This is a genomic window from Halorubrum sp. LN27 (genome assembly GCF_016635065.1).
In the GTDB taxonomy this organism is placed as follows: Archaea; Halobacteriota; Halobacteria; order Halobacteriales; family Haloferacaceae; genus Halorubrum; species Halorubrum salipaludis.
In genome coordinates this window covers 155891-175689 of sequence record NZ_JAEPET010000001.1, presented here as the reverse complement: position 1 = coordinate 175689, position 19799 = coordinate 155891, and the positions used below count along the sequence as shown (strand labels likewise).

The following is a 19799-nucleotide window of genomic DNA, read 5'->3' as shown; positions in this document are numbered from 1 at the left end:
CCGACGGTGGATACCCCTGAGTCCGCGGTCGCCCGTTTATCAGTGGCTCCACGGGAACCGACGCGAACGCCTCCGAAGCCCCAGCCGCTCGGCTGTACGATGTTTATAAACCGACGATCAGTACGGACACTTCCAAAGCCCCAGCCGCCAGGCCGCCAGACACTCGCTGCGCTCCTCACTCGTTCGCTCCGCTCACTCGTTGCGGTGCTTGGCGTCGTCTCTGGCGGCCTGGCGGCTGCCCCTTTGAGTCCCTCCCCGCACCGCACAGCACCTCACGCCTCCCCAGCCTCGTCGCTCGATCGGGCTCCCTTCGGTCGCCCGCTCGCGACTCCCTCGCGCGGCGCTGCTTCGCGGTCGCCGGAGGCGACCACTCGCAGGCGCGCGCCGGATCGGCTAGTCAGGAGCACTTCGCCGAGAGAAAGCGGGTCGGTCGTCTGTGCCCTCGCGGCGTCAGCGCAGCGCCTCGACGAGGGCAGCGCCCTCGACGTAGGGGATTCCGCGCCGGCGGGCGTACGCCTCGGCGTCCGCGGGCGCCAGCGCGGCGCCCGTCTCGTCGTCGAGCATCTCGCAGACCACGGCGGCGGGGGCGGCGTCGACGGCCGCCGCCATCGCGAGCCCGAGCTCCGTGTGACCGGTCCGGCCGCGCAGCCCGTCGCGGGCGCCCCGGAGCACGTGGACGTGGCCGGGCGCGCGGAACTCCGCGGCGAACTCCTCGGGACCGTAGCTCGCCGGGTCGGCGCCGGCGGCGGCGGCCGCGTTCGCGAGCTCGACGATGGTCCGAGCGCGGTCCTCGTCGGTGATCCCCGTGAACGTCTCGCGGTGGTTCACCGGGAGCGAGAAGGAGGAGCGGTCGTCGTACTCGGGGTCGTCGTCGACCGCGGGGTGGTCGAGCGCGTCCGCGAGGAACGGGAGCCCGAACGCATCCGCGACCGGGTCGGAGACCGCGACGCAGATCAGCCCCCCCGCGTCGTTGCGCATGTGCGCGACGGCGGCCTCGTCGACCGCGCCGGCCGGGTAGACGATGTCCGTCTCGCCCTCCCGGTCCGCGAAGTCGTGGACGCAGACCGGATCGCCCGCGCGGAAGGCGTCGAGGGCGCGCCGGACCGAATCGGCGTCGGAGCCGGAATCGGCGTCGGGGACGGGATCCGAGTCGGAGTCGGAGACCGCCTCGGCGTCCGCGGGCGCGGCCTCCGCCTCGGCGTCCACGTCGGCGTCGGCGCGCATCAGGCGACCTCCGTCTCGACGGCGTCAGCGGGACTCTCGCCCTCGTCGTCGTCTTCCGGCGACTCGGACGCCGCCTCGCTTTCGGGCTCGTCCGCCCGGCTCGTGGCGGCCACGCGGACCTCGACCGCGTCGCCGTCGTCGAGGTCGAGCGCGTCGCGGAGCCGCTCGGGGGCGATCAGCTCGAGCTGGTCGTCGTCGTGGTGGGTCCGGTCGGGGACGATCGCGTGGACCTCCTCGTAGCGCTCGTCGCCGGCGACGAGGGTGACGCCGTAACAGGAGGCCGCGCCGTACGTGCGGTCCTCGCCCTCCCACGCGTCGATCGGGACCGCGTCGATGCCGGCCATCTCGCCGCGCCGGCGGACGCTCTCCTCGGAGAGGTCGACGTTGAGCGTACCCGGGAACGGCTCGTAGCCCAGGCGCGCGCGGAACTGCTCGGCGTAGCCGGGCAGGGTGATGTAGTGTCGCCCCTCGCCCATCCCCCCGGTGACCGCGCCGCGGAGCACGAGCTCCACGTCGGTCTCGAACAGCCGGCGGTAGTCGGCGTACTCCGCGCGGAGGGCCGCCTCGCCCGCGTCGGTGACGCGCACCCACTGGCCGTCGCCGACCACGTCGCGCTCGATGTACCCCGCGGATTCGAGGGTCTGAAGCCGCCGAGAGGCGGTCTGCGTCGAGGCGTCGAGCCGGTCGCCGAGGGCCGCACACGACACCTTCGTCTCGGTCAGGCCGCCGACGAGCCCGACGTGTTTCAGGGCCGCGATCGCGGCCGGGTCGGGGTCCGCCGTCGACGTCGCTTCTGCCATGTCCGGATCTGGGTCGTCCGCACGCAAAAGAGTAACGGAAATGAGATGCATCCCAGAAACGTTAATCGGGTGGAGAGTGGGAACCGGCGGCCGAAGTCACCGAAGTCGCGTCCGAAGGTACTGAACGTCGTGGCGCCCCGTACCTAACCCCATCGGTATCGGCGGTCGTCGTCGCGAGCTGTGACGCCGTCGAGCGTGCGGGGCGACGGCGGCGGACGCCGGCGCGAGAATACGGGACGCCGGCGTGGGAGTGCGAACCACCCGCGTGCGGGTCGCCGAAAGGTAAGGTACAAATACGAACGGCGATTGGTTCCGGGTGCGGGCTCGTAGATCAGCGGCAGATCGCTTCCTTCGCAAGGAAGAGGCCCGGGGTTCAAATCCCCGCGAGTCCATAGCAGTCCCCGTTTCTCGCGAAGGTACCCAGACCCAATAGAGAAGACGCCTCGCTGTCGTTTCGTCCGCGGGACTAACGGAACGAAGACGATCGCCGATCAGAGTTCACCCCGACGCCTCTAGATCCCCTCGCCGTCCGGCGAAGGAAATGCGGGGCGTCCGGAGCGGAACGACGCCGTCCGGCGACCCAGACACCTTATATACTCCGAGTCAGATCGACCTCACATGGGCATCTCCGAGTTCCTTGAGGGCCAGAACCTCACGCACCGGCAGATGGGGGCGATCATGGTCGGGTGGATCCTGCTGGTCACGATCGTCTCCGTCGGAATGCTGCTGTACACGGCCTCCACGTAACCGATCCGGTGCGTAGAGCCGCGAACGCAACCCTCTTTTAGCCGTTCGTTGTCGGGGGCGGTATGGCACGCGACAGCGACGCACACGGCGACGAGGAGAGCGATCGCCGGCTCGTCGGCGGTTGGGAGGGGCGCTACTACGAGGACTTCGCGGTCGGCGACGTGTACAAACACCCGTACGGCCGGACCGTGACCGAGACGGACAACGTCTGGTTCACGAACCTCTCGATGAACCTCAACCCGATGCACTTCAACGAGGCGTACGCCGCCGAGACGGAGTTCGGCGAGCGCCTCGTCGACGGCACCTTCGTCATCGCGCTGGCGGTCGGGATGAGCGTCATCGACGTGAGCGCCAACGCCACCGCGAACCTCGGCTACGACGACATCCGCCACCACGCCCCCGTCTTCCACGGCGACACGCTGTTCGCGGAGTCGGAGGTGCTCGACAAGCGGGAGTCCTCCTCGCGCGACCACGTCGGGATCGTCACCACGGAGCTGCGCGCGTACAACCAGAACGACGAGCTCGTCCTCTCCCTGGAGCGCACGCCGATGGTGCTCAAGCGCTCGCACGCCGAGCCGAGCGCGGCGCAGCCGACGGGGTGGCCCGAGGGGATCGGCACCCAGCCGGAGGACCTGGAGTGACGCCGTCCCCCTCCGGCCCCGCGGCGCCGACGCTCGACGACCCGGTCCCCGAGACGCGGCTCGGCGGCGACCTGCCGATCGCGACGCCCGAGAAGGCGGCCGCGCTGGTCCCCGAGACCGCGACGCTGCTCGTCTCCGGCTTCGGCGGCGTCGGGTACCCCAAGCTCGTCCCGGAGGCGCTGGCGGCGGCCGACGAGGAACGCGAGCTCACGGTGGTCTCCGGCGGGGGCGTCGGCGACGAGATCGACCGCGACCTCGTCGAGTCCGGCGACATGGCCCGGCGCTACCCGTTCGTCCCGAACGAGACCTCGCGCGCGGCCGCCAACGACGGCCGGATCCAGTTCCACGACCGCCACATCTCGCGGCTGGCCGACGAGGTGCGGTTCGGCGGGCTCCGCGCCGGGATGCGGGGCGAGACCGTCGCGGTCGTCGAGGCGGTCGCGGTCGGCCCGGACTGGCTCGTCCCCTCCACGTCGATCGGCCACACCCCGGCGTACGTCGGCGCGGCCGACCGCGTGATCGTCGAGGTGAACCGCGCGCAGCCGGTCGAGCTCGCCCGCGTCCACGACGTACACGTCCGGGACGACCCGCCGAACCGGAGCCCGATCCCCCTCGACGACCCCCTCGGCGAGACCGGCGGCCCGGCTGTCCGGTTCGACCCCGCGAAGCTGGCGGCCGTCGTCGAGACCGACCGGGCGGACGACCCCTACGAGTTCCGCGAGGTCTCCGCGACCGACGAGGCGATCGCCGACAACCTCGGCGCGTTCCTGGAGGCCGAGCTGGAGCGCAACCCGCTGTTCGACGAGGCGGCGAACCTCCAGTTCGGCGTGGGGAGCCTCGGGAACGCCCTGATGGGCGCGCTGGCGGACGTCGACTTCGGCGACCGACCCGTGTCGTACGTGGGCGAGGTCGTGCAGGACGGTCTCCTCGACATGCTCGACGCGGGGGACCTCCGCGGCGCGAGCGCGACCTCGCTGGCGCTGTCGGCGGAGGGACAGGAGCGGCTCTTTGACGACGTGGAGCGCTACGCCGAGGACGTGGTGTTGCGGCCGGCGGACGTCTCGAACGCCCCGGAGCTGATCGACCGGTTCGGCGTCGTCGGCGTGAACAGCGCGGTGGAGGTCGACCTGTACGGGAACGTGAACGCCACCCATATCGGCGGCACTCGGGTCGTCAACGGGATCGGCGGCGGCGGGGACTTCGCGCGCAACTGCCGGCTGGGGATCGTCGCGCTGCCGTCGACCGCGGTCGGCGGCGACGTGTCTCGGATCGTGCCGCTGACGCCGCACGTCGATCACACGGAACACGACGCCAGCGTGATCGTCACGGAACACGGCGTCGCCGACCTCCGCGGCCGCTCGCCGCGCGAGCGGGCCAAGGCGCTCGTGGCGGTGGCCGATCCCTCGTTCCGTGCCGACCTCGACGCGTACCGCGAGCGAGCCGCGGACGACGGCGGCAACACGCCGCACGACCTCGAGACGGCGTTCTCGTGGGAACGAGATGACAGTTGAGACCACCATGTAGAAGGTTTCATCCGGGACCACAGAGAAATAACTCTTAGTTGACTCGCCCCGTAGTAAAAAGCAGCACATCGGCCGGCAGCGGCGGCGAAATTCTCCCCTGCTACGACACGCTTTTACTAATCGGCGCTCAGAAGTGAGCTACATGATAGATGGTGACAAGACGACTCGGCGCGACGTTGTAAAGGGCGCGGCCACGCTGGGCGCGGTCGGTCTGGCCGGCTGTTCCGGCGACGGCGGCGACGGCGGTGACGGCAGCGACGGCGGTGACGGCGGCGATGGCGGCGACGGCGGTGACGGCGACGTCACGATCACGATCGGCGGCACGTCGACCGGGAGTTCGACGCAGGCGGCGGGCCAGGCGCTCGCCCGCGCGGCACAGCAGCACAGCGACTTCCTCAACATCTCCGTCCAGGAGACGCAGGGGTGGACGGCGAACCTCTACGAGTACGACGACGACCAGATCCCGGCGATGGGCGTCGACAACAACTCGCTGGCGAAGGCGCTCAACGACGAGGGACCGTTCGCCGACGACCCCGTCGACACGCTCCCGAACCAGGGGTTCCTGTTCACGTCGCTGCAGATCCACTGGGTCGGTCTCGACGGGAGCGGCGTCGAGTCCGTGTCCGACCTCCGCGAGGGCGGCTACACGATCTACCCGATCCAGCCCGGCTTCGGGACGCGGCTGCTCACCGAGGAGATCCTGAAGGAGGCCGGAGTGTGGGAGCCGAACGACATCCTCAACGTCGACACCGGCGACATCCCGGGCGCCGTCGAGGAGGACCGCGTCGACGCGCTGTGTCTGTACGGCGCCAACGGCGTCAACCTCTCCGGCTGGTGCCAGGAGGTCGACGTTCGCAGCAGCGAGCGGCTGAACCTGCTCGAGGTCGACGACGACTTCCGCCAGGTCATCGAGGACCACCCCGGCGCGATCCTCGAGGAGGTCGAACCGTACGGGTACGAGCAGGACGTCACCGAGTACACCGACACTCTGACGGCCTGGTCGCTGGCCGGTCAGTGGGCGTTCAGCCCGGACATCCCGGCCCGCGCGACCCGGGAGGTCTGCCGGCTCGCCATGGAGCACGAGGAGACGCTGCGGGAGTCCGACCCGACGACCCTCGAGTACTCGCCCGAGGCGATGACGCAGACGGTCATCCCGGAGATCGACGTCCACGCCGGCGTCGCGGACTTCTTCGAGGAGAACGACGTCTGGGACGACTCCTGGAACCGCGGCGACGAGTAGTACCGGTCGCCTGACCGCCCGAACACCCCTATATTTCACGACGGATGGCCACCAACCCCGATAACACGACCGATCCGATCGACCCGACCGAAGACTCCGGGGGCGGACTGCTCGACGACGAGGAGTCGCTCGAACTCGCCCCCGGCGACCGCGGTCGCAGACAGCTCTGGCTCTACCTCCTCTCGCTACCGTTCTGGTTCCTCGTCATCTTCCTGCCGACGCTGATCGTCCCGAACTTCCTGTCGGGGGCGTACGGCGCCTCGCTCCCGACGCTCCTGTTCGACGATCCGGCGGGGCTCGCGACCGCGATCGAGGAGTCGGCGACGACGATCCTCGGCGTCGGCGCCGGGCTCGGCGTCGCGGGCGTCTCGGCGCTCATCCTCCGGCTCGGGTCCGGGATCGAAGAGCGGCTCCGGATGGCGCTCGTCTCCTTCTCGATCCCGTTCTGGATGATCGTGATGTGGTACTCGTACACCCAGCTGATGCCCCGCGGGCAGTACGCGGTCGCGTTCCTCGGCGGCATCCTCGCGCTGTACGTGATCTCCGAGCTCGACGACCCGCTCATCGAGGGCAACTGGGTCGAGGTGGCGCTGCTGGTCGGGTCCGGGCTCGTCTCGCTCGGGACCAGCGGGTACCTCTTCGTGAACTACCAGTCGGTCGCGATCGACACCGTCGGGCGCGCGACCGAGCCGCAGCTCGCGATGGCGTTCGCGTTCACGCTCGCGATGATCTACCTGACGTGGCGGTCGTTCGGGATCACGTTCCTCGCGGTCGTCCTCGTCGGGATCGGGTACGGGTTCGCGGGGCCGTTCATGCCCGGCGCCCTGAGCCACGGCGGGCTCTCCGGGACGCGCATGCTCCGGATCCTCGTGGTGAGCGTCGACGGGTTCTACGGGTTCCTCACCCGCCTCGTGGCGGCGTGGATCGCCCTGTTCCTGCTGTACGCCGGCCTGCTGAAGGCGTACGGCGCGTTCGACCTCATCCTCCGGATCGCGGTGCGCTCGGCGAAGTACGTCGACTCCGGGATCGCGCAGACCGCCGTGGTCGCCAGCGCGGTCATCGGCTCGGTCAACGGGAGCCAGACCGCAAACGCCGGCATGACCGGCTCGTTCACGATTCCGCTGATGAAGGAGAACGGGATCAAACCGGAGACGGCCGGCGGCATCGAGGCGGTCGCCTCCACGTCCGGACAGGTGCTCCCGCCCGTGATGGGCGCCGGCGCGTTCATCATGGCGAACCTCATCACCGGGATCACCTACGTCGACGTCATCGTCTCCGGGCTGATCCCGGCGGCCATCCTCGTCGTCTCCATCGTCATCGCGGTCCACTACGTGGCCGCCCCGCAGATCGAGAACCCGGAGATGGACGGGCTCATCGGCGACCAGATGGACCGGCGGACGATGGTACTGGAGTCGGTGAAGTACGGCGTCCCGCTGTTCATCCTGATCTACGTCCTCGGCATCCTGCAGTACACGGTGATGACCGCCGCGCTGTACACCGCGGTTTCGATGGTCGTCTTCGGGGTCGGGGTCCCGCAGATCCAGGCGGCGCTCGACGGCGAGAGTCACAAGGAGACCCTGTTCGACACGCTGAAGCAGACGGTCGACGGGTTCCGCGAGGGCGTCATCGTCGTCGCGCCGGTGACGATCATCCTCGCCGCGATCAACGGCGTCGTCGACATCCTGATGGCGACCGGCGTGCCGACGGCGATCTCGCTCACGCTGCTCGATCTGTCGGGCGGAATTCCGATCGTCGCGTTCGTGCTGGCGATGATCATCTGTATCCTGCTCGGGCTCGGCATGCCGACGACGGCGGCGTACACCGTCGTGGCGCTGCTGGTCGCGCCGACGCTCATCAGCCAGTTCCTCGTCCCGGACATCGCGGCGCACTTCTTCGTGTTCTACGCCGCGATTCTGGCCGGGCTGACGCCGCCGATCGCGACCTGCGTCGCGGTCACCTGCGGCATCTCCGGCGGTGGGTTCTGGGGCAGCTGTAAGGAGGCGTTGCGCATCTCCGCGCCGCTTTTCGTCCTCCCGTTCGCCTTCGTCTACCACCCCGAGCTCGTCTCCGGGACGTTCAACTACGCGTCGCTGTCCGCGGGCGCGATCGCGATGGTCGGCGCGCTGGCGATCATCCACGGGATCAACTACCGGTTCGTCTTCGGCCGCGGCCAGACGTACGGGCTCCGCGTGGCGTTCTTCGTCGCCGGGGTGCTGGCGATGGTCCACCCGAGCCAGATCGTTCAGATCGGGTCGATCGCGGCCGTCGGCGCGCTGTACGCCCTGCAGATCGTGATCGGGCGGCCGAACCCGCTCGGCGCCCTCCGCGGGGCGGCCGGTACGCTCTCCGGGCGGAAGCGGTAGGCGTCGTTGCGGCGGCGATCCCGCCGCGATCGGGCGGTTCCGAAAATCGTATTTAGCGTTCTCGACCGAAGAGCGCGTCGTGACCCGATCCCGGCGAGGCGCCGCTTCTCGCGGCGGTCGGCGCGTTTCGGACGCCGTTCAGTACGACCGCGGGAGTCCGAGCACGCGCTCGCCGAGGTAGTTCAAGGCGAGCTGTTGGGTCACCGGGACGAGCCGGGTGAGCCGGGCCTCGCGGAGGTACCGCTCCACGTCGTACTCGCGGGCGACGCCGAACCCGCCGTGGGTCTGGACGGCAGCGTCGGCCGCCTCGAACGCGGCCTCGGCCGCGAGGTACTTCGCGACGTTCGCCTCGGCGCCGGCCTCGGTCCGGTCGAGGTCGTCGAGGCGGTCGGCCGCGTCGTAGATCACCTTCTTCGCGGCGAGCAGGTCGGCGTACGCCTCCGCGAGCGGGTGTTGGATCGCCTGGTTGGCGCCGATCGGCCCGCCGAACACCTCGCGCTCGTTGGCGTAGTCGATCCCGCTTTCCAGCGCGGTCTCGCCGAGTCCCAGACACTCCGCGGCGATCACCAGCCGCTCCTCGTTGAGGCCGTCGAGCATCTGGTAGAACCCCTCGCCCTCCTCGCCGACGAGGTTCGACGCGGGCACGTGCACGTCGTCGAAGTAGAGCTGGTAGGAGTGGACCGCCCGGCTCGCCGTCTTCGGGATGCGCTCGATCTCTAACCCGTCGGCGTAGGCGTCCTCCAGATCGACGAGGATCATCGAGATGCCCCGCGTGCGCTTCTCGACCTCCTCGCGGGGGGTCGTCCGCGCCATCAACAGCAGGTAGTCGCTGTCCTCCACGCGGGAGATCCACACCTTCTCGCCGTTGATCACGTACTCGTCGCCGTCCCGCCGTGCTCGGGTCTCCATCGCCGTCGAGTCGGAGCCGGCGTTCGGCTCGGTCAGCCCGAACGCCTGGATGGTCTCCTCGCCCGCGGCGACCTTCGGGAGCAGCTCCGCTTTCAGCTCCTCGTCAGCGTACTTCACGATGGGGACGGAGTTGTAGATCCCGCCGTGGATCGACTGGGGGGCGGCGAACCCGCCGCCGCTTGCCGCGATCTCCTCCATCATCACCACCGCCTCGCTGGTCGACATCCCCACGCCCCCGTACTCCTCGGGGATCAGCATGCCGAGCCAGCCGTCGGCCGCGAGCTGGTCGACGAACGCCTGCGGATAGGTGGCCGTGCGGTCGCGCTCACGCCAGTACTCGTCGTCGAACTCCGAACAGAGGTCGCGGATGCTCCGCCGGACGAGCGCCTGCCGTTCGGAGAGATCGACCGAGTCGCGCCAGTCTCGTGGCATGCGCTGACGTGGGCCGCGGCGTCGCATAAGGATTCGCGTCGTGGCGATCCGTGCTCTGACCGGTCGGGGACCTTCGGTCCCGGATATCCGCCGGCCCCCGCGGCCGCCGCTTGCCGAGAGCGGACCGCTTATGAATCGGGATGCGGTGGCTGACGGTGAATGGATCGCGCCTACTGGCGGACGGTGTCGCTGGTCACGCTGTGGCAGGTGTCGGCGAGCATCTGTTACTACACCGTCTTCGCGGCGACGCCGTTCTTCCGCGACGAGTTCGGGCTCTCGCGGTTCAGGGTCGGGATCGTCGTCACGACGCTCACCCTCGGGTACGCGATGTTCCTGCTGCCGGTCGGCGCGCTCACGGACCGGTTCGGCGAGCGGCGGACGCTCTCGCTCGGGCTGGTCGGGCTCTCGGCCGGGATGGTGCTCGTCGCCGGCGCGCCCACGTACGCGCTGCTGCTGGCGGCCGTCTTCCTGCTCGGGTCGGTGTACAGCACCGCGATGCCCGGGACGAACAAGGCCGTGTACGACAGCATCGCGCCCGGCCGTCAGAACACCGCGATGGGGATCAAACAGGTCGGCGTCACCGGCGGCAGCGGGATCAGCGCCCTGCTCGTCACCGGGCTCGCCGGCTACTTCTTCTGGGAGATCGGGTTCCTCATCGCGGCCGCGCTGGGGGTCGTCGTCGCCGCCGGCTTCTACGTCCTCTACCGCGGCGCGGGCGGCGGGACGAGCAGCTACCCGGACCTCCGCGGACTGGCGTCGAACCGGCCGTACGTGCTGTTGGCCGTCTCCGGGCTGTTCCTCGGCGCCGCGCTGTTCACGACGACGGGGTACACCGTGCTCTACGTCGAGGAGTCGATCGGCGCGTCGGTCGCGTTCAGCGGCGTCGTGCTCGCGGTCGTCCAGCTGTTCGGGAGCGGCGGGCGGCTGCTCGGCGGCTGGCTCTCCGATCACCTCCCCGGCGACCCCCAGACCCGGATCGGCGCGATCCTGCTGGTGCAGACGGTCGCCAGCGCGGTCCTGTTCCTCGTCGTCGCGCGGACCTCGACCCCCGCGAACGCCGGGGTCGCGTTCGCGGCGCTCGGCTTCTTCGTGCTCGGCTTCACCGGCGTCTACTACTCCTGTATGGCGACGCTCGTCCCCTCCGAGCAGATGGGGAGCGCGACCGCGGGGTGCCAGCTCGCCCTGACCTCGGGGGCGCTGTTCGCGCCGCCGGCGTTCGGCTACCTCGCGGACGCCTTCGACTACCGGGCGAGCTGGACGCTGCTCGCCGGCGTGTGTCTCGTCGCCGCCGTTCTCGTCGTCGCCGTCATCCGGTCGGACCCGCCCGTCGGGGAGACGGCGATGGCGGAGTGACCCCTGCTCCTGCCCCCGCGCCCGCACCTCGACCGGCCGCCTGCGCCCGTCGTCCGCCCTCTCGCGGCAACGGCGGCGGGTACCCCCGGACCTTTCACGAGCGACGGAGAACGCTCCTCCAATGGACTCCGCCGAACGACGGATCGTGGCCTTCACCGCCGGCTCCCACGGCCTCGTTCACACCTACGAGCTGTCGATCCCGATCCTGTTGACCGTGTGGATCGGGGAGTTCTCGACGACGGCGGCCGCCCTCGGGCTCGTGGTGACGGTCGGCTACGGGCTGTTCGGCGTCGGGGCGCTCCCCGGCGGCATCTTGGTCGACCGCTTCGGGTCGAAGCCGCTCATCCTCGCGTGTCTCGCCGGGATGGCCGGCTCGTTCCTGCTCGTGAGCGTCGCCCCCAACCTCCTCACGCTCGCGGTCGCGATCGCCGCGTGGGGGGTCACGGCGAGCGTCTACCACCCCGCGGGGCTGTCGCTGCTCTCGAAGGCGGTCGACCAGCGGGGGACCGCGCTCGGCTACCACGGGATCGGCGGGAACCTCGGGATCGCGTTAGGGCCGCTGGCGACCGCGCTCCTCCTCTTGGCATTCGACTGGCGGCTCGTCGCGGCCGCGCTGACGGCCCCCGTGGCCGTCGTCGCCGCCTACGGCGCGACCGTCGACGTCGGCGACGCGATGCCGGACAGGGGGAACGACGCTGGTGGCGGCGACGGCGACGGAGGAGGCGGCTCCGGCGGCACCAAAGGCGAGATCTCGGCGTCGACGATCGTCGACGACACCCGCGTGCTGCTCGCCGGCGGCTTCCTGATCGTGTTCGCGTTCGTCACGTTCAGCGGGCTCTACTACCGGACGTTCCTCACGTTCCTGCCGGACCTCCTCGGCGACGTGCTCGGCGGGCTGATCGACGTCCAGCTCATCGACCCCGAGAGCCCGTACGCGGAGGAGTTCGACGTTGGTCGATACCTGTACGTGGCGGTCCTCACCGTCGGCGTGCTCGGGCAGTACCTCGGGGGACGGATCGCCGACCGCATGGCCCCGGAGCGGGGGCTGATGGTCCTGATGGGAATCTTGGCGGCCCTCGCGCTCCTGTTCGTGCCCGCCGGGCGGACCACGGCGACGTTCGTCGCGGCCTCGCTCGCGCTCGGCGTCGCGCTGTTCACGGTCCAGCCGCTCTCCCAGGCGACGGTCGCGGCCTACTCCCCGAGCGAGGCGCGGGGCATCTCGTTCGGCTACACCTACCTCGGGATCTTCGGCGTCGGGTCCCTGGGCGCCGCCCTCGCGGGCGCCGTCCTGACGCGGGCGGGGCCGCGCGAGCTGTTCGTCGTCCTCGCGGGCATCGCGACCCTCGGCGCGCTGTCGGCCGCCGCGGTCACGCGGTTCGCGACGCGACAGGACTGACCCGCCGACGGGCGCTTTTAAGACGGCCCGTGATGAACCGTGAGATATGTACCACGTCCTGTTGCCCGTCGACATCGAGTCGAAGCGCGCGCTCTCGCAGGTGGACATCCTCGAATCGCTCCCCGTCGATCCGGAGGCGATCGAGGTCACGGTGTTACACGTGTACGAGTCGGTCGACGCGCCGGCCGACGAGGCGGGGTCGACGGTCATCGACGACATCAACGAGTCGATCGAGGAGCTCCGCGGGATCCCCGACTCGCTCACCGACGTGGAGGACCGGCTCGACGCGCTCGGGATCGCTCACGACCGAGAGCTCCACGTCGGCGACGCCGCCGAGGCGATCCTCGAGGTCGCCGCCGACCGAGACGTGGACGCGATCGCCCTCGGGATGCGCAAGCGGTCGCCGGTGGGGAAGGCGCTGTTCGGCAGCGTCAGCCAGACCGTCCTGCTCAACGCCGACCGTCCGGTGATCGTCGGGAAGCCGAACGAGGACGAGTAGCGCTCCGGACGGCGCCGCCACGAACGAACTCCGCTTTTCACGCCGTCGCCGCGTCCACCAGCTCCCCGAGCGACCGGTCTCCGAGCGACTCGACGACCGCCGTCAGGCGGTCGGCGTCGACGCCGGTCCCGGCGAGCAGCCCCTCGGCCTTCGCCCGGGTGTCGGCGTCCGACATCGGCTTCGCGGGCTCGCCGAGGGGGACGCTCACCGAGCGCTCGCGGGTCTCGCCCCCGGCGGTCACGGCCACCTCGGCGCCCCACTCCTCGGGGAACCGGCGCTCGATCGCCTCGTCGGTCGTCACGCTCGTGGCGTCCATCAGCCGGCGTATCACCGGGTCGTCCCAGCGCGGCGGGTCGTCGAACCGCCCGACGGCCCGCAGGAACTCTTCGGCGCCGGCCGACCCCTCGATCAGCGTCAGCGCGGCGGCGAAGGGCGCCGAGAACTGACAGTCGACGAAGCTCTCGGGGCGCCGCTTCGCCGCGATTGGGTCGCCGGTGAGCCTGACGCCGGCGCTCGGGATCGCGATTTCGACCGATTCCACCTCGTCGGGGTCGACCGCCGGCGCGATTTCCCGGAGGCCGTCAATCGCGGAGTGCAGGTAGCGGCAGCAGGGGTACGGCTTGCGCCCCGTCTCCGCGACCGCGTCGCGCTCGCCGAGCCGGTCGAACGCCGCGGGGTTCGGGTCGTCGCTGTACCCCGCAAAGAAGCCGTGCTCGCCGTCGAGGGGGTCGGCCGCGCCGACGACGCCGGCGGCGGCCAGATCGGTCGCCTCGATCGCGCGGCGGGCGGCGAGCCCGGGGTGGAGCCGCTTGTTCCACGCGCCGTTCGCGAGGAACTGGAGGGAGCCGGCCGCCTGACTCCCGGCGATCCCGAGGGCGTTCCGGAGCGCGTCGGCGTCGAGGTCGCGCGCGACGCCGGCCGCCGCGACCGCGCCGAAGGTCCCGCAGGTGGCGGTCACGTGGAACCCGCGGTCGTAGTGGGAGTCGGGGCCGACCGCCTCGCCGACGGTACAGGCCACGTCGTAGCCGGCCGCGACCGCCGCGAGAAATCGGTCGGCGCTCGCGTCGGCGCCCTCGGCGGCCGCGAGCGCGGCCGCGACCGTCGGCGCGCCCGGGTGCAGCGAGGAGGGGAGGTGCGTGTCGTCGAAGTCGAGGCTGTGCGCGAGCGCGCCGTTGACGAGGGCCGCGTCCGCGGGGGTCATCGCCTCGCCGGTCGGGAGGACGGTGGCCGTCTCGTCGGTCGCCGGGTCGGGGGTCGGGCCCGCGATCCGGTCGATCCCGTCGCGGATCGCGGGCGAGGAGTCGGCGTGCGCCGCCCCGCCGACGGCAACGGCGAACCAGTCGAGGAGGTGCGCCGGCAGGTCCGGGCGGTCGCCGTCGACGATCGCGCAGTGGTCGACGATGCGGTCGGTTACCATGCCGGTCGGTGGGCGGGCGACCGCATCAAGGTTCGGCTGACGGCAGGCGGGGTGCGGGACGGAGAGAGAAAGAGGAGCCGGCGTCTCCCGATCAGACCGTGTGCTTCGCTTCCTCGGGGTCGTCGACGACCTCGACGCCGCGGTTGTTGACCGCGTGGGGGTCGAGGCCGACCTCCTGGAGGAACTGCTTGTAGAGCCGCTCGGCGGTCTCGCCGTCCTTCTGCTTGTCGCTGGCGTGGTCGCAGAGTTCGACGAGGTTCTCCGGCACGTCGTTCTCGTGGACGATCCAGTGGTTGATCGTGTCCGAGAGCCGGCGGATGGGCGATGTGAAGTGGCCGTAGATGTCGAAGTTGAGCGCGTGGTGGCCGCCGAACGGGTCGTTCATGTACTTCGCGCGGGGCATCACCTTCAGCACGGCGCGCTGGATCTTGTTGAGCTGACGGCCGGGGGACTCTTCGAGGGCGGCGTTGACCGCCTTGCGCGGGTCGTCGCCCCACGCGTCGCCGGGGATGGAGACGCCGTCGAGCTCCTGGATCTCTTTGAGCGCCTCGCTCCACTGATCGGGGGTCGGCTGCGGGTGGACGCGGTACATCGCCTCGACGCCGCGATCCCACATCAGCGTGTGCGTCACCGCCTTGTTCGCCTTCAGCATCGACTCCTCGATGATGGTGTGCGCGCGGTCCCGTCGGGGGTTCAAGACGAGCGAGCCGTCCTCCTTGCGCTGCTCGTGCATGCTGTCGGCGAGCTCGAAGGCGAGCGCGTTCTCCTCGCCGAGGGGGAGCGAGGGGTCCTCCAGCCGCTCCTCGCACTCGCTGTAGGTGAGCCGCTCGTCGGAGTTGATGACGGACTTGTAGATGTCGATGTCCTCGAACGAGAGCGTCTCCTCGTCGATCTCCATCTCGACGGTGTGCGCGAGCCGGTCCTCGTTCGGGACGAGCGAGCAGACGGTCTCGGCGAGCACCGGCGGGAGCATGTGGATCGTGTAGTCGGGCAGGTAGACGGTGTTGGCCCGTTCGACCGCCTCTTCCCACATCGCGGTGTCGGGGGTGACGTAGTGGGTCACGTCGGCGATGTGGACCCACAGCCGGTAGGCGCCCTCCTCCCGCTTAATGGAGATGGCGTCGTCGAAGTCCTGCGCGTCGACCGGGTCGGTGGTCCACGTCGTGAGATCGCGGAGGTCCTCGCGCTCGTCGATCTCGGCTTCGATCTCCTCGTACACGTCCTCGGTCCGGGCCTCGGCCTCGCGGAGGACCTCGCTCGGGAATTCGTCGCGAATCTCGAACTCCTCGAACAGCTCCTCGCGCTTCTCGGCGAGGCGGTCGGCCAGCTCCGGCGTGATCGTCACGGGACCCTGGTCCTCCGCGGACCCCGGTTTCGGCTCGTCGTCTGACATACGGTGACCAACGCGTGTCCGTTAGAAAGGCCTGTCGGGGCGGGGAAGGGGCGGCGCGCGACGGAGCGGAAATAGGGGCGGGTAGGGGCGAGTAGAAGCAGGTAGGGGAGAAGGGGTAGGGGTCCTATCGGTCGCGTTCGGAGCGCTCGGGCGACTCGCCGGCGTCGGCGACGGCGTCGGCGTAGCGGTCGAGGAACTCCTCGCGGGAGAGGCCGTCGGACTCGATCGAGAGGAGCAGCGATTCGAGCCCGTCGCGCGGCTGGTGACAGATGTCGTCGTCGCAGTCGGTACAGAGGTACTCGAACTCCTTGTCGCGCCGGTTCCAGCGGTCACCCTCCTTGTCGTACTCGCGCGCGTCCTCGCGCAGCACGGAGTCCCCGCACGCGATGCAGATCACCGTCCGCCGGTCCCGGCTTTTCCGGGAGCGCCACATGTCCGACCCCTCGGACCGTGTGCACTTAGCGTTTGGTGCGCGGCAGACGCCCGTCGGACGGGATTCCGGCACGGGACGGTCGCGCCGGCCCGAACTACAGTACTAAGACCGTGGCCGCGCTTTGCCTCGGTATGACGATTAGCGAATCCGACCTCCCGGGCGTCGGGAAGAAGTTCGAGATCGACCTCGGGGACGAGGAGATGATCGTCGTGATCCACAACACGGGCAAACGCGAGGTGTTCCGCCGCAGCGACCCGGACGCCGACTCCGAGAAGGTGTTCGCGTTCGGCGACGACCTCGCCCGGAAGATCGGGTCGATCATCGAGGGGGCGTACTTCCAGCCGGTCGAGCCGGACACGCAGGAGACGACGCTGCCGGGCGGCATCCTCCTGGAGTGGTACGAACTCCCGCCGGGATCCCCGCTCGTCGGCGAGACGCTGGAGAGCGCCGACATCGGCAACCGGACCGGGCTCGCGGTGGTCGCCATCCAGCGCGGTGAGGAGGTGATCGACAGCCCGGGCGCCGAGACCACCCTCGGCGAGGGCGACACCGTGATCGGGGTCGGGACGCCCGAGAACTGCGAGGCGTTCGAGGAACTGCTCACCGGATGAGCGGCGGCCCCGTCTCCGTCGTATCCCTCTCCGCGAGGGAGCTCCGCGGAGGTGTCCGTTAGTGGCGCTGCTCGACGTGGGGATCATGTTCGCCGCGGTCGCGGTCGTCGGGATGGTCGCGGACCGGCTCGGCCAGTCGGTGATCCCCTTCTACATCCTCGCCGGCATGTCGCTCGGCGAGTTCGTCCTCGGTCGGCTCTCGCTGCCGGTCGTCGGGACCGCCTACGTCCCGGAGACGGAGTTCATCGCGCTCGGCGCGGAGCTGGGGATCGTCTTCCTCCTCTTTTTCCTCGGATTGGAATTCAACCTCGACCGGCTCCTCGCCCGGCGGACCCAGATCGGGACCGCCGGGACGATCGATCTGGCGAACTTCGGCGCGGGGCTCGTCCTCGGCTGGCTCGTCTTCGGCGCGTTCCTCCCGGCCTTCCTCGTCGCGGGGATCGTCTACATCTCCTCGTCGGCGGTGATCACGAAGTCGCTCATCGACCTCGGCTGGATCGCCAACGACGAGGCGGAGCCGTTGCTCGGGACGCTGGTGTACGAGGACCTGTTCATCGCCGTCTACCTCGCGGTCGCGTCCGCGCTGGTGCTCGGCGGCGGCGACGTCGCCGCGGCCGCGGTCGACATCGGGATCGCGATCGGGTTCATCCTCGGGCTACTGCTCTTGGTCCGGTTCGGAACGCCGGCGTTCGACCGACTGGTCGCGACTGACAACCGGGAGTTCGTGGCGCTGCGGTCGATCGGGACGGTCGTGCTGGTCGCGGGCGCGGCGCTCGCGCTGGGCGTCAGCGAGGCCGTCGCCGCCTTCTTCGTCGGGATGGCGTTCTCGTCGACGGCGCACGCCCACGATATTGAGACGCTGTTAGAGCCCGTTCGAGACACCTTCGCGGCGGTGTTCTTCTTCTGGATCGGGCTCGTCACCGACCCGACGCTGTTCGGCGGCGTGGCGGCCCTGATCGCGCTCGCGGTGGTCGTGACGACGCCGACGAAGCTGGTCACGGGGTACCTCGCCGGGCGCGCGTTCGACCTGGACACCCGCCGGTCGACGCGCGTCGCGCTCGGGATGACCACCCGCGGGGAGTTCTCGCTGATCATCGCGACGATCGCGGTGACCGGCGCGGACGCCGGGGCGTTCGACCCTGCGCTCGCGGCGACGATCAACGCCTTCGCCGTCGGCTACGTGCTCGTGATGGCGGTTCTGGGCACGACGCTGATGCAGTACTCCGGGCCGTTCGAGTCGATCGCGGTCTCGTGGCTGGATCGCAGCGCTGGTGACGGCGGGAGTGATCGCTTATAAGTTGCTCCTGAGAACTCGTCGGTGAACACCTCCAAAGCCCCAGCCGCTCGGTACTATGTGATCGATGACGCTGCGCTGAAGGTCTACAAAGCCCCAGCCGTGAGGCGGGCGCACGCTCGCTGCGGTCCTCACTCGGTCGCTAGCTCCCTCGTTGCGGTCCTTGCGTCACCTGTGCCCGCCTCACGGCTGCCCTTTTGAGTCCCGCACAGCACCGCACCTCACGCCTCCCCAGCCTCGTCGGGCGCGTGCTTCGGGCTCCTGTCGGTCGCCCTCGCCGCGCCCGACTCCCTCGCGCGTGCTACTCGCGCCCTTATCAGGGCGCTCGGAGGCACGCAGGGCGAGAGCTCCGCTCTCGCTTGCAGCCGGCGGCGGAGCCGCCGGCGACGCCACCGCCTTTGTTCCTTTATAAGCGTCTGTCGTCGCTGTCAGGATTCGTTATAAAACCGCTGACGACGGTCGCCTACTCCTCTAGCTCCGCGAACACGGCGTCGACCATCTCGCCGGTGTCGCCGATGATCGCGTCCATCTCCTCGTCGTCGGTCGGGAGGCCGAGCAGTCGGGCGATCTTCATGATCGAGACGTGGTACACCTCCTGGGTGCCGGGCTCGACCTCGCGGATGATCATGTTACAGGGGAACAGCGCGCCGATCCGCTCGTCGGTCGCGTCGAGCGCGCGGTTCGCCATCTGTGGGTTGCAGGCGCCGAGGACGTAGTAGGGGTCGCGATCGGCGTCGACCTTCTCGTTGAGCAGTTCCGACGGTGAGAACTCGACCGGGACCCCGAACCCCTCGTCGAGGCACACCTCGCGGACGCGTTCGATCGCCGACTCGTGGTCGGTTTCGAGCGTCGTCCGCGCTTCGCCGTACTCCTCGGGGTCGAGCTCGTGCGGATCGAACGGGAGCGTCATACCGGGAGTCGGCGTCGACCGGACAAAAAGCCCGCGACGGGGACGAGAGGAAACGGTGGCGGGGCGGAGCGACGGGGGAACGGGGAACCCCTACTCGGTCGCGACCGGACCGCGGCCGACGACGTCCTCGATCTCGGTCACGAACTCGCTCCGGCTCTCGAACAGCGGGACCTCGGACTCGTCGAGCACGTCGCCGAGGTTTCGGGCGCCCTCGGGCGTCCGGATGGTCGCGTCGCCCTCCTGGGCGCGCAGGTCGCTGCGCTTCGCGGGCCACGTGAGCCGGGACGCGACGCGGGCGATCGGCTCGCCCGCCACGTCCGGCCCCTCGCCAAGCTCGACGGCCGGCTCCTCCGCCTCGGCCTCGTCGGTGTCGCTCATACCCCGCGCTTTCGCTCCGGCGACACTAATGGTTTCGATGCGAACCGGGAGCGCCGGGCCGAACCGGGGGCGTCGGCCCGAACCAAAGACGCCGGACCGGGGACGCCGGACCGGACTGAACCGCGAAGGAGATCCCGCGGCGTCCGCCGCGAGGGCACCGGATCGGGACACCCGAAATAATTCGGTGGAGAGATTATGCATTCCGGCAACAAGTTCTGGTTGGGATCACGCACACG

18 protein-coding genes and 1 tRNA gene are annotated in these 19799 nt (G+C 70.0%); 11 read left to right on the top strand and 8 right to left on the bottom strand.

Annotated elements, in window-relative coordinates:
- Positions 1 to 450 precede the first annotated feature (450 nt).
- Positions 451 to 1224: a 3,4-dihydroxy-2-butanone-4-phosphate synthase gene (gene ribB, locus JIN95_RS00790; protein WP_200530248.1), complete on the bottom strand. Its 774-nt coding sequence runs from the start codon at positions 1222 to 1224 to the stop codon at positions 451 to 453.
- Positions 1224 to 2024, bottom strand: coding sequence for a DUF120 domain-containing protein (locus tag JIN95_RS00785; protein WP_095635419.1), 801 nt, complete (start codon positions 2022 to 2024; stop codon positions 1224 to 1226). The genes ribB and JIN95_RS00785 overlap by 1 nt, the downstream gene beginning before the upstream one ends.
- A 320-nt stretch (positions 2025 to 2344) precedes the next feature.
- On the opposite strand from JIN95_RS00785, the gene JIN95_RS00780 reads away from it, so the two are divergent.
- The 6 genes from JIN95_RS00780 (at position 2345) to JIN95_RS00760 (ending at position 8538) form a co-directional block, all read left to right on the top strand.
- Positions 2345 to 2416 (top strand) — tRNA-Ala (locus JIN95_RS00780).
- Positions 2417 to 2642: 226 nt separating this feature from the next.
- Complete coding sequence (locus JIN95_RS16375) at positions 2643 to 2771, top strand: hypothetical protein (protein ID WP_255521202.1); 129 nt, start codon at positions 2643 to 2645, stop codon at positions 2769 to 2771.
- 62 nt (positions 2772 to 2833) lie between these two features.
- Entirely contained in the window at positions 2834 to 3412 is a 579-nt protein-coding gene (locus JIN95_RS00775) for a MaoC family dehydratase (protein WP_200530247.1), read from the top strand.
- Positions 3409 to 4923 (top strand): acetyl-CoA hydrolase/transferase C-terminal domain-containing protein, encoded by a 1515-nt coding sequence (locus tag JIN95_RS00770; RefSeq protein ID WP_200530246.1) that lies wholly within the window; start codon positions 3409 to 3411, stop codon positions 4921 to 4923. The genes JIN95_RS00775 and JIN95_RS00770 overlap by 4 nt, the downstream gene beginning before the upstream one ends.
- Before the next feature lie 154 nt (positions 4924 to 5077).
- Complete coding sequence (locus JIN95_RS00765; RefSeq protein ID WP_200530245.1) at positions 5078 to 6175, top strand: TAXI family TRAP transporter solute-binding subunit; 1098 nt, start codon at positions 5078 to 5080, stop codon at positions 6173 to 6175.
- A 44-nt stretch (positions 6176 to 6219) separates the two neighbouring features.
- Positions 6220 to 8538 (top strand): TRAP transporter fused permease subunit, encoded by a 2319-nt coding sequence (locus JIN95_RS00760; protein ID WP_200530244.1) that lies wholly within the window; start codon positions 6220 to 6222, stop codon positions 8536 to 8538.
- Between the two features lie 138 nt (positions 8539 to 8676).
- On the opposite strand, the gene JIN95_RS00755 is transcribed toward JIN95_RS00760, so the two are convergent.
- Entirely contained in the window at positions 8677 to 9879 is a 1203-nt protein-coding gene (locus JIN95_RS00755) for an acyl-CoA dehydrogenase family protein (RefSeq protein WP_095635435.1), read from the bottom strand.
- A 159-nt stretch (positions 9880 to 10038) separates the two neighbouring features.
- Between JIN95_RS00755 and JIN95_RS00750 the strand changes: the two genes are divergently transcribed.
- The 3 genes from JIN95_RS00750 (at position 10039) to JIN95_RS00740 (ending at position 13127) form a co-directional block, all read left to right on the top strand.
- Positions 10039 to 11232, top strand: coding sequence for an MFS transporter (locus tag JIN95_RS00750; RefSeq protein ID WP_095635436.1), 1194 nt, complete (start codon positions 10039 to 10041; stop codon positions 11230 to 11232).
- A 121-nt stretch (positions 11233 to 11353) separates the two neighbouring features.
- Positions 11354 to 12628 carry an MFS transporter gene (locus JIN95_RS00745; RefSeq protein WP_200530243.1) on the top strand — a complete coding sequence of 425 codons (1275 nt, stop codon included), beginning with the start codon at positions 11354 to 11356 and terminating at the stop codon, positions 12626 to 12628.
- Between the two features lie 46 nt (positions 12629 to 12674).
- Positions 12675 to 13127 (top strand): universal stress protein, encoded by a 453-nt coding sequence (locus JIN95_RS00740; protein WP_200530242.1) that lies wholly within the window; start codon positions 12675 to 12677, stop codon positions 13125 to 13127.
- A gap of 37 nt (positions 13128 to 13164) precedes the next feature.
- Here JIN95_RS00740 and JIN95_RS00735 read toward each other — a convergent pair whose 3' ends face one another.
- The 3 genes from JIN95_RS00735 to JIN95_RS00725 form a co-directional block, all read right to left on the bottom strand.
- Positions 13165 to 14544: an MmgE/PrpD family protein gene (locus tag JIN95_RS00735; RefSeq protein ID WP_200530241.1), complete on the bottom strand. Its 1380-nt coding sequence runs from the start codon at positions 14542 to 14544 to the stop codon at positions 13165 to 13167.
- A 91-nt stretch (positions 14545 to 14635) separates the two neighbouring features.
- Positions 14636 to 15937 carry a ribonuclease R family protein gene (locus JIN95_RS00730; RefSeq protein WP_200530240.1) on the bottom strand — a complete coding sequence of 434 codons (1302 nt, stop codon included), beginning with the start codon at positions 15935 to 15937 and terminating at the stop codon, positions 14636 to 14638.
- 124 nt (positions 15938 to 16061) lie between these two features.
- Positions 16062 to 16370: a hypothetical protein gene (locus tag JIN95_RS00725; protein WP_095635442.1), complete on the bottom strand. Its 309-nt coding sequence runs from the start codon at positions 16368 to 16370 to the stop codon at positions 16062 to 16064.
- 131 nt (positions 16371 to 16501) lie between these two features.
- Between JIN95_RS00725 and JIN95_RS00720 the strand changes: the two genes are divergently transcribed.
- Both JIN95_RS00720 and JIN95_RS00715 read left to right on the top strand, forming a co-directional pair.
- Positions 16502 to 16981 carry a TrkA C-terminal domain-containing protein gene (locus JIN95_RS00720; protein WP_095635443.1) on the top strand — a complete coding sequence of 160 codons (480 nt, stop codon included), beginning with the start codon at positions 16502 to 16504 and terminating at the stop codon, positions 16979 to 16981.
- Positions 16982 to 17042: 61 nt separating this feature from the next.
- Positions 17043 to 18278 carry a cation:proton antiporter gene (locus JIN95_RS00715; RefSeq protein ID WP_095635444.1) on the top strand — a complete coding sequence of 412 codons (1236 nt, stop codon included), beginning with the start codon at positions 17043 to 17045 and terminating at the stop codon, positions 18276 to 18278.
- A 460-nt stretch (positions 18279 to 18738) separates the two neighbouring features.
- Here JIN95_RS00715 and JIN95_RS00710 read toward each other — a convergent pair whose 3' ends face one another.
- Both JIN95_RS00710 and JIN95_RS00705 read right to left on the bottom strand, forming a co-directional pair.
- A complete protein-coding gene (locus JIN95_RS00710; RefSeq protein ID WP_200530239.1) occupies positions 18739 to 19185 on the bottom strand; it encodes a DUF302 domain-containing protein in 447 nt (148 codons plus the stop codon).
- Between the two features lie 90 nt (positions 19186 to 19275).
- On the bottom strand, positions 19276 to 19563 hold the full coding sequence (locus tag JIN95_RS00705; protein WP_095635446.1) for a DUF5789 family protein: 288 nt from the start codon (positions 19561 to 19563) through the stop codon (positions 19276 to 19278).
- Between the last annotated feature and the right edge of the window lie 236 nt (positions 19564 to 19799).